A 9650-nucleotide genomic window follows, 5' to 3' on the forward strand; every position below is an offset into this window, starting at 1 on the left:
ATTAACTCACGCTTTTCTTGATGGTTTCGAGGTAAGTTCGTTGTGCCTCTTCAGTGGTAAGCAATAAGAAGTTCGGAGCGGACAGCCCATAGAACTTGTTGATATCGCTTGCGCCAGACGCTTCTTTTGATAACAAGCTACCGGAGCTCAATAAATACTTGGCGTATAGGTTGGGTGAATCAAACAACATGTCGTGAGCGAGCTCGGTGTCGTGTCCTTCTTGGCTTAACTGACTAAGCTGTTGTGACAGGCTGTTTGCGACCGTAGTGTATAAAGAAGGCGAAGTCGCAATCCCGCTTGTAGCCATCGCCTCCACAATCGCCGCAATATCTAACTGCAAAGTAATCGTGGTAAACATCTGACCAAGAGCGAGTTCGTCGGCTACTTTGATACGCTGGTCTAGCAGTTGTTCGCATTTAACTGGCGAAGACGCTTCAAACTCTTGGAAACGATCTGGCCATATACGTGCGGCGTCATTATCTTTCATGGCTAGGGTCATTTTGCCTTGTTCATTAAAGGCGATGATGGCGTTTTGTTGATTCGATTCCAGAGCGATACCGTAACGAATCCATAACGTGAGGTGTACCTTACACAACAGATCAACGTAATTCTTAAACCAAGCCAAGGTGTCGTGCTTATAGTACTGCTCAGCAAGGTGATCTAAGAACAAGCGACCATCAGGCATTGGACTGGCAAGGGCGGCAACGGGTACCAGCGCTTTGTCTTGGAATTGGCTCTGTGGATATTCACGCACAATGTAAGCGAAGGTTTTGTCCTCTCCAACATGGCCGCCATGCTTTTCATTGCAATGGAAAAACGTGCCGTTAAGGTCTTTATCCGTTTGCTCTAAGTGCGCTAATAAACGCTCAAACCAGTGCCCATCATAGAGCGTTGATGGCTTGATTAAGCGAATGTTTTTAGTACCCAACGAGCGCATGATCAGCGGTACTTTTATGTGAATATGCGGTGCTTTATTCACGACTACGGTTCGCACAGATAGAGTTGGAGTAACATCTAGGTAGGCTAAAGGTGTTTCAATCACGCCATCAGGCAGAGACTCCAGGCTTTGAAACGTTAATGGATGCGCAGGGAATAAATCATGGCTTAGCGCAAAATCTTCTGGCATGCCCACTTGTTTCATTGTCGGCCAGCATTCAGGCTGCTTACTCGTCAAGGTAACGAGTGACTTTTCAATCGCAAGCCAACGAAGCGTAAAGCTTTGTGCAAATTCTGGCGCATATTGCGCGAGGTCTTGGTCGCTTAAACCGAACTTAGCTCGGGCTGTTGGGTAGTACGGGTGGTCGAGGTAGGATGCGATTTGGTCCGCACGTAAGAGTTTTTGTTCCCAACGTTCTAACTGGGAGATCGGCTCCATGAGTGATTCGGATTGTTGACTGAAGGCATCGTCACATAGGCCTTTGTGTTTCTCTGCACATTCAAGTTCCTGTAAGTAATTATCTAGCAACGAGTGAGAGCTTTCGTGAGCATTCGCTTTCAGTAATGCAATCCAATCACGATAGTGATGTTGAGGTTTAACTTGGCCATTTTCTTCGATCAGCCAACCATGACATTCAGAACCGTTAGGCTGTCTGTATACCCAACGTTGCATGTAATAACTCGGTGTGACAGGTAAATAGAGCGTAAAGTCTGCGCCGGAAACGTTAAGCCACATTTGTTCACGAGGATAAGAAGAGGTGTTGAGTTTACTTGGAAGCTCAGTTTCAAATCGATTTCGAGAAACTAACCCAAACAGGTCTTCGCGCAAGCAAGTGTCGATTAAGCGTTGAGTGAGATATAAAGCGTTGGTGTTCATGCTGTCACCTCGTTGACTGCTGTGAGATTAAAGCGAGTAATTGCTTGTTGGATGGCTGGCTCTAAAGGCTGGCCAGAGGGGGAGACGATAGAAATTCTTGCTAAGTAATCCTTGTTGGAGAAACTCTTCTGAAAAACATCACCTGCTTGTTTGAGCACTTGCTGCTGAGTGACGATATCGCCCTCTTGGTGAATGAAAGAGGTGGATGTCCCTTCAATTGTTCCATTTTGTTCCGCTACTACATAGTGCACATGGGCACTGCCATCAATGTGAAGTGCTTCATCAAGCTTGCTACCAAGATGCAGGCTTAAGATAGTGGTGAACCAACATCCTCCACTGAGGTTATCGAGCAAAAACTCACGGCCATCACCAATGCTGCGATAGTTGATTTCGACTAATACAGGTCCAGTCTCTGTGATGATAAATTCACTGTGACAAACACCAAAACCCACACCAAAAGCTTGGAGTTGACGCACGCACTCGTCACGGTAATGAACGCTGTTGGTGCCATTCCAACTGGCAGCTGTTTCGATGAAGTAAGGGGGGGCTGAGAGCTCAACATCGAACCCACCAAGCGCAGTTAAATTCTCCCCGTCTCCAAGGGTTTCAACCGTAATAAGTGGACCTTGCAAAAACGCTTCAACCAAAATTGGCGTTGCTGGGTGTTTTTGCCAAAACGTATCGCAATAACTATCAAGCTCAGTTTCAGTATTACAACGCTGAACGTCCAGGCTTGCGACTCCTTCTTTAGGTTTGGCTACCACTGGGAACAGAAAATCGAATGTGGGAGCGGCATCTCGATGTAGCAGCACGCTTTGGGTATTGGGAAGTGATTTTTCGCTAAGAACTTGGCGAGTTAAGTGTTTGTTTTTTGCTTTTAACGTGACAGTCCAATCTTTCGCAGGTACACCAAAGAATTGCGCACAGATTGCGGTGGAAGTTTGCAGGTGATCGCTGTTACTGAAAACCGCGTCGGGTTTTAAACCCTGCTCTGTGATGGTTTCAATGAGTTCAAGAGGGTTGAATACATCGCATTCCAGAATCGTATCTGGGTTAAAGCGACTGTCTTCACTGGCCAACTTTAAGTGATTGAGCTTATGGTCCGTGATCAAAATGACATGAAGACCCATCGCTTTTGCAGTAGGTACGAAGCCGTGAGTGACAGCGTCATTCACGACATGACTCACGATAATAATCGTAGATTTCATGGGGCTTTCCTAATTTTCTAACGTTGTTATTGCCTGCTCACAAATGACTTCCAAGCGCTCTCTTTCTACATTTTCAAGAAGAGTTTTTCTTATAGCTTTGTTTTTATTGATTATTTTGTCACTAGCTTTGTTGCATAGGCCACGCCAATATAGATCATAAAATTTATATTGCAAATACAAATGATATTTGTTTTCATTCGCGTCAGTCATGGGTTTGTAAACTAAATTGGAATTAGAAAATGAATATGAGATTGACTTTGTCCCCTCTCGCTTTAGCTATTGGAGGCGTATTGACAGCAGTGGCAGCTGTGTCAAATGTAATGGCAGCAGAAGATGTTGCCGTGGATGAAACGCTGCAAGTTATTGGTCATCAGTACGAAGGTTATGCGGAGCATATGCCTCAGTCAGGTACGAAAACAGACGTGGAATGGTTAGACGTACCACAAGCAGTATCGGTGGTTACGAAGACGGAAATGCAAGACCGTGGTGCCGTGCGTTTAGTGGATGCACTTGATGGTGTTGCTGGGGTTAATAACACTTTAGGTGAAGGAAGCCGAGACCAATTTGTTATCCGTGGCTTTGATGCCCTTAACGATATGTATCGTGATGGAATGCGTGATGATGGGACACTGCAGTCTTATCGTAGTTTGGCTAATATCGAGCGCGTCGAAGTGGTAAAAGGCCCTGCGGGAGCACTATACGGTCGAGGTTCTGCGGGAGGGGTTATTAACCTAGTCACTAAGCGTGCTAATGGCGATAATTTCACTCACGTAAATGGCAGCGTAGGTAGTAACAGTCAATTTGTTGGTCAGGTTGACAGCTCGATGGCGTTTACTGACAAGGTCAATGGCCGTATCAACGTGGAACATCGACAAGCTGATTCTTATGTTGATCATATCGATTCTAATGACTTCTTCATCGCTCCGACGATCCGTGTAATGCCAGCAGATGGCCATACTATTGATTTTGATGCTGAATACGCACATCAAGAATTAGTGCCGTATCGTGGTGTTCCTTCCAAAAATGGAAAACCTGTCGATGTCGATGAGAGCACTTTTTATGGTGGCACTAACGATTATCAAGAGTCAGATAGCATTCGTGTTGGCGTTAACTATGAGTGGCGTTTGAATGATGCTTGGGCATGGACAAACCGTGCAGCTTACAACCACATCGAGCTTGAGCAAAAGGGTACACGTCAAGGTACGGTGACGGGGGATGAAGTATCTCAAACCGTGAATAACTTCGGCTACGACCCTCGTACCACGACCACACTGCAATCTGAATTAGTTTGGGAAACCGAATCTAACCAAATGATGATCGGTGCCGACTATAACCAGATCAATATTGATCTAACGCTTGCAAGCGACAAAACTTTACCACCGCAAAATATCTATGATCCTGTTGCAGGGCCTACACCTGACCCTGGTTTCGAACCCTTCCGTGATAACACAACCACTACCACAGGTGTTTATATTCAGGATGTTTATACCTTCGGCGACCTTTCTCTGATAGGTAATGTGCGTTACGACTCAATGGATCTTGAACAGCAGAAAGCAGGGGCAGAGAAAGAGTATCTAGATGACAACAAAGTGAGTTACCGAACTGGTTTGGTTTACCGTCTTAACAACGATATGTCTGTGTATGCAAATTTAGCTCGTTCATGGCAGTTACCTTACTCCGGGATTTACATCAATCCGAAATTAGCAGAGTTCTTCCAGACAGACTTAAAAGAAGTCGGCGCAAAAGCGTACTTGTTGGACAACGCATTAATGCTTAATGCAGCGATATTCCAAATTGATCAAGAGCAGCCACAAACCAATACAGACGGCGATGTTATCGACAAGATTGAAGCTCGCCACCAAGGTATTGAACTGGAAGCGCGCGGTCAGTTTACAGAGCAGTGGGATATTTCTGTGGGATACAGCTACCTAGATGCGGAAGACAAAGAAACAGGCAAAAAGCCGAATGATGTGTCTGATCATCTGTTCTCACTTTGGAGCACTTATCAGCTAGATAACAACTGGCGTTTGGGCGGTGGTGTGAAATACGTAGGCGACCGTTATGCGGGCAATGATGAAGCGGTAGCGCTAGGCGATTACACCACTGTAGACCTGATGGCTGCATACACCACTGGTCGCCACAAAATTCAAGCGAACGCTTACAACGTGTTCAACGAGGAATACATTCTTGGTGCAACCAACGGGACGTCTGGCCTGAACCAAATTGGTTACGGTGCACCTGCAGAATTCATGATCAGTTATGGATACCAGTTGTAAGAACTATTGATTTGTTCGTCGTTATTGCCGAACTATTTTCCTCATTTTGAGGACGTTTAGCCCATAGGGTCAAAGCGCAGATATAACTGCAAAAACAGCCTTTGACCCTAACCTGCCTACATAGGAGATTTTCATGTTTTACCAGAATTTGGATGGTAAACCCCAATTGCGCTTAAGTGTACTTGCGACAGCCATCGCTTCAGTGACTTCCATGAGTGCATTCGCCACATCTGAGCCTCAAACGACGACCATGGAAACGGTTGTTGTGACCGCCAGTTTGATAGGCAACTCAGAAGTGGAAGATGTGAAAGAGTACCCTGGTGCTCGTACTGTCCTCACTAACGAGCAGATTAAAAAGACCGCTGCACTTTCTATTGATTCGGCCTTTCAAAGCGTACCCGGAATTAAAGTTCAAGATGAAACGGGCACTGGTGTACTGCCTAACATCTCGGTGCGCGGTTTGAAAGCAAGTCGCAGTGGTCACGCTCAATTCTTGATGGATGGTGTCCCCCTCACGCTTGCTCCTTATGGACATACCGGACAGTCTATTTTCCCTGCGACACTGTCGATGCTTGACCGAATAGACATTGTACGTGGTGGTGCTGCCGTACAGTACGGGCCGAACAACGTGGGTGGTGTGATCAACTTGGTGACTAAGCCGATACCAAACACTTGGCAAACGGAAATCAGTAATCGTCTCACAGTATTTGAAGATGGCAATGCACCACTTAACGATTTTTACTTGCGTACAGGTGGCTGGTTAACCGATACGTTTGCCCTACAACTAGAAGGTAACTTCTTAAAAGGTGAGAGCTTCCGCGAACACTCTGACACTGACGTGAAAAACTTCCAAGCTAAGGCACAGTGGTTATTGAGTGATACTCAAGAGCTGCAGGCATTCGTTCAGCGCTATGATGCCGACACCGAAATGCCAGGTGCTTTGTCACCAGAAGATTACGAGAAAGATCGAACTCAATCGAAACGACCATATGACGAATACCAAGGTACATCAACGCGTTGGAGCGTGAAGTATCTGCAAGATTTGGATATTGCGGACGGCGCAGAATTAGAAGTACTGACATTTGGTCATAACTCTGAGCGTTTCTTCCAATGGGGCTTTAACAGCGCAGATGGTCACTGGGCAGACCCTGCATTGTCATCCACAGATATTCGGACTTCGCCACGTGAGTTCGCCGTTTATGGCGTAGAGCCTAAGATCGCGATGTACTTTGGTGAAGGGAAATCAGTGACGCAAAACTGGATTGTGGGGGCGCGCTACGTTAACGAAGATATTGATTACAAACTGACTCAAACTCCAGTCGCTGGTGGAACGACAAGTGTGGCTCGTGATTGGCATCTTGATACCGATGCATTCGCGGGTTATGTCAGTAACGAAATCGGATTATTTAATGATGTGTTAAAGGTAACGCCGGGCATTCGTTACGAATCAATTGATATGACGTTTGATGATCTGGGTAAAACGCAAAGCACGGATAATAAGGTGACAGAATGGTTACCGGGCTTAACAGTGGCGTACCACCTTACTGAACAGTGGGTTGGTTATACTAATGCTCAGAAATCTTTGCGCGCGCCACAGATTGCTTACATCCGTGGTTTAGGTGAAGAAGGTAGTGAATTGGCATGGAACTACGAGCTAGGTGCTCGTTATAACCAAGGTTCCACTAGCTTTAGCGCAGCACTTTATCGTATTGATTTTAAAGACCAGTTGCAGTGGCAAAGTGCGACACAAACTTTCGATAACATTGGAAAAACACTTCACCAAGGTATTGAACTCTCTGGTCGTTATGTTCCTCAGTCGCTCCAAGCTCTGAGCTTAGGTGCTGGCTATAACTATTTGGACGCAACGATTGAAGAAGAGGGAGCAAATAAAGGGAATCAACTTCCATACACTTCTGCGCACCAACTGAGTTGGGATGCTACTTATGCCTTCACTGCGGTAGATACTACGTTATCTGGTTATTACTTCAGTGATGCTTATTCTGACAATGCCAACACTAGTGCTGAAGATTCAACGGGCGCAGAAGGTAAAGTTCCTGCTTACATGGTGTGGAACTTCAATCTTGGCTCGGACTTTTACAAGGATGAAAATAGTAAGTTACGCATGAATATAGCGGTGAATAATTTGTTTAATGAGAATTATTACTTCCGTGGTATTGATACCAGTCCAGTGGGTCGTTACCCTGCTCCCGGTCGATCTTACACCTTGGATCTGAATTACCAATTTTAATACGTAATTTGTTGAAATTAATTACGAATCAAAGTCGCTAATACTCTTGGCGACTTTGATGATTTTTGCGTTAAAGGATAATTAAATATGAAAAACAACTCTCGACTTTTGTCATTGAATGGATTGATGTCAATAAACAAATTGGTCGTTACCTTTACCTTCGTGATTTTGGGCTTGCTCTCATTTTCGAGTTCAGCAACAGCGCGGATCATACAAGATGAACAGGGTCAGTTTGAAATCACCACAACGCCGAAACGCATTGTGGTGTTAGAGTTTTCATTTGTGGATGCACTAGCGGCTGTGGGAGTTTCTCCAGTTGGTGTTGCCGATGACAATGATTCGTCGCGAGTGATCCCTGCGGTACGAGAGTTGGTTCAACCATGGGAGTCGGTTGGTATGCGTTCCCAGCCGAGCTTAGAGGCTATTGCGGTATTAAAGCCGGATTTGATCATTGCTGATGCAGAGCGTCATCGCACTGTTTATCAAGATCTGCAGCGAATAGCACCAACTTTGCTACTAAAAAGCCGTGGTGAGACTTATCAAGAAAACTTAGGTTCAGCACTTAAGATTGGTATTGCTCTTGATAAACAATCAGAAATGGAACAACGAATTCAACAACATCAACAGGCGATGACGGAATTCAAAAGTCATTTCTCTACCAAACAAACCATCCAATTTGCTGTTGTGACGGACAAAGGCATGTGGCTACACGGCCCAGCTTCTTATGCCGGAGGCGTACTCACAACACTGGGTATTGCTAGCCCAATCGCGGAATCAACAGAGAAAGCGTATTTACCAACCAGTTTTGAATTGTTATTGAAAACGAATCCGGACTGGCTGCTTCTTGGCGCGTACTCTACCCCGAATGTTGTTGATAATTGGCAGAAAAATTCGTTGTTTAAGATCCTAACGTCGGCGAAAAATGAGCAGATTGTTGATGTGTCACCTGAACTTTGGTCGCTGAATAGAGGCATGTTAGCCGCTGAGCAGATGGCTCGAAATCTTGAGAAGATCTTGAACCCGTCATGAGTGTTGGGTCGTTCGCTGATAACAAGCTCGATATTAAGAAGCAACGTTTGTTGATGTTTCCGTGGCGAGTAACGTTGTTTACGCTGTTAGTGTCGAGTTTGGCTGTCTCTGGTTATATGGCTTCCATGCTGGGATGGTCTAACTTCTCGCTCACGTTTAGTGACTTGATTAATTATTGGCTGACGTTTGACGAGACTAATATGACTCATCAAATATTGGCCACATTAAGAGCACCAAGAGCTTACGCTGGATTATTGATTGGCGCGGGTTTGGCTGTTTCTGGCGTACTGATGCAGGGGTTAACACGTAATCCGCTCGCGTCACCTTCGATTCTCGGTATCAATGCTGGCGCTGCTTGTTTTATGGCGTTAGCCGCGATAGGCGTGCCTTTGGTGAGTGAAGTTAATCCGATCCTAAATGCTGTTTGTGGCGCGCTGTTAAGCGGCCTAGCAGTGATGCTTCTTGGTGGTTTTTTCTCGGTTCGTGCTCATCCGTTACGTTTGATTCTGGCTGGTATTGCGATTAGCGCATTACTTGTTGGTTTAACTCGAGCTGCGTTGATCCTAGCCGATGATATGGCCTATAGCGTGTTGCATTGGTTGACGGGGTCTTTGTCTAGTGTGGATCATGAGCAATGGCAACAGCTGTGGCCGCCAGTATTGATCGGCTTGATCTTGGCAATCAGCCTTGCTCGTAATCTCAATTTGTTAGCGCTGGGAGAAGAGGTCGCTGTTGGGCTAGGGGGGAATATTTGGCTTACTCGTGTTGTTAGTGGATTGACCATTGTGCTACTTGCAGGAGCAAGTGTTGCCGTCGCTGGACCTATTGGCTTTGTTGGATTGCTGGTTCCGCATTTAGTTAGGCCTATGGTTGGTCACAACTACCATTTACTTATTCCAATTTCAGCATTGGCTGGCGCGGCTTTGGTAGCATGGTCAGATGCATTATCACGAGCTATTGCTTTCCCAACTGAAACGCCAGTCGGTGTAATTACAGCTTTGCTTGGGACGCCTTGTTTTATTTTGATTGCCGCGAGGAGGTCATGATGCACCATCATACTAAGATGTTCTTACTAC

General features: G+C 45.6%; 6 protein-coding genes. 4 read left to right on the forward strand and 2 right to left on the reverse strand.

Going from position 1 to position 9650, the window contains the following annotated elements; all coding sequences use genetic code 11:
- Nucleotide 1: 1 nt before the first annotated feature.
- Together L4C33_RS04225 and L4C33_RS04230 are read right to left on the reverse strand one after the other, a co-directional pair.
- On the reverse strand, nucleotides 2-1813 hold the full coding sequence (locus L4C33_RS04225; protein WP_428811202.1) for an IucA/IucC family protein: 1812 nt from the start codon (nucleotides 1811-1813) through the stop codon (nucleotides 2-4).
- Nucleotides 1810-3021 (reverse strand): ATP-grasp domain-containing protein, encoded by a 1212-nt coding sequence (locus tag L4C33_RS04230; protein WP_428811203.1) that lies wholly within the window; start codon nucleotides 3019-3021, stop codon nucleotides 1810-1812. Before L4C33_RS04230 ends, L4C33_RS04225 begins: the two co-directional genes overlap by 4 nt.
- Nucleotides 3022-3260: 239 nt before the next feature.
- On the opposite strand from L4C33_RS04230, the gene L4C33_RS04235 reads away from it, so the two are divergent.
- The 4 genes from L4C33_RS04235 (at nucleotide 3261) to L4C33_RS04250 (ending at nucleotide 9620) form a co-directional block, all read left to right on the forward strand.
- On the forward strand, nucleotides 3261-5297 hold the full coding sequence (locus L4C33_RS04235) for a TonB-dependent receptor (RefSeq protein WP_428811204.1): 2037 nt from the start codon (nucleotides 3261-3263) through the stop codon (nucleotides 5295-5297).
- A 133-nt stretch (nucleotides 5298-5430) separates the two neighbouring features.
- Nucleotides 5431-7545, forward strand: a complete 2115-nt coding sequence (locus tag L4C33_RS04240) for a TonB-dependent receptor family protein (RefSeq protein WP_428811205.1) — start codon at nucleotides 5431-5433, stop codon at nucleotides 7543-7545.
- Nucleotides 7546-7632: 87 nt separating this feature from the next.
- Nucleotides 7633-8574 (forward strand): Fe(3+) dicitrate ABC transporter substrate-binding protein, encoded by a 942-nt coding sequence (locus tag L4C33_RS04245; protein WP_428811206.1) that lies wholly within the window; start codon nucleotides 7633-7635, stop codon nucleotides 8572-8574.
- A gap of 53 nt (nucleotides 8575-8627) precedes the next feature.
- Nucleotides 8628-9620 (forward strand): FecCD family ABC transporter permease, encoded by a 993-nt coding sequence (locus tag L4C33_RS04250; RefSeq protein ID WP_428811209.1) that lies wholly within the window; start codon nucleotides 8628-8630, stop codon nucleotides 9618-9620.
- Nucleotides 9621-9650: the final 30 nt, after the last annotated feature.

Origin of the sequence: Vibrio makurazakiensis (genome assembly GCF_050337375.1) — a bacterium.
Taxonomy (GTDB): Bacteria; Pseudomonadota; Gammaproteobacteria; order Enterobacterales; family Vibrionaceae; genus Vibrio; species Vibrio makurazakiensis.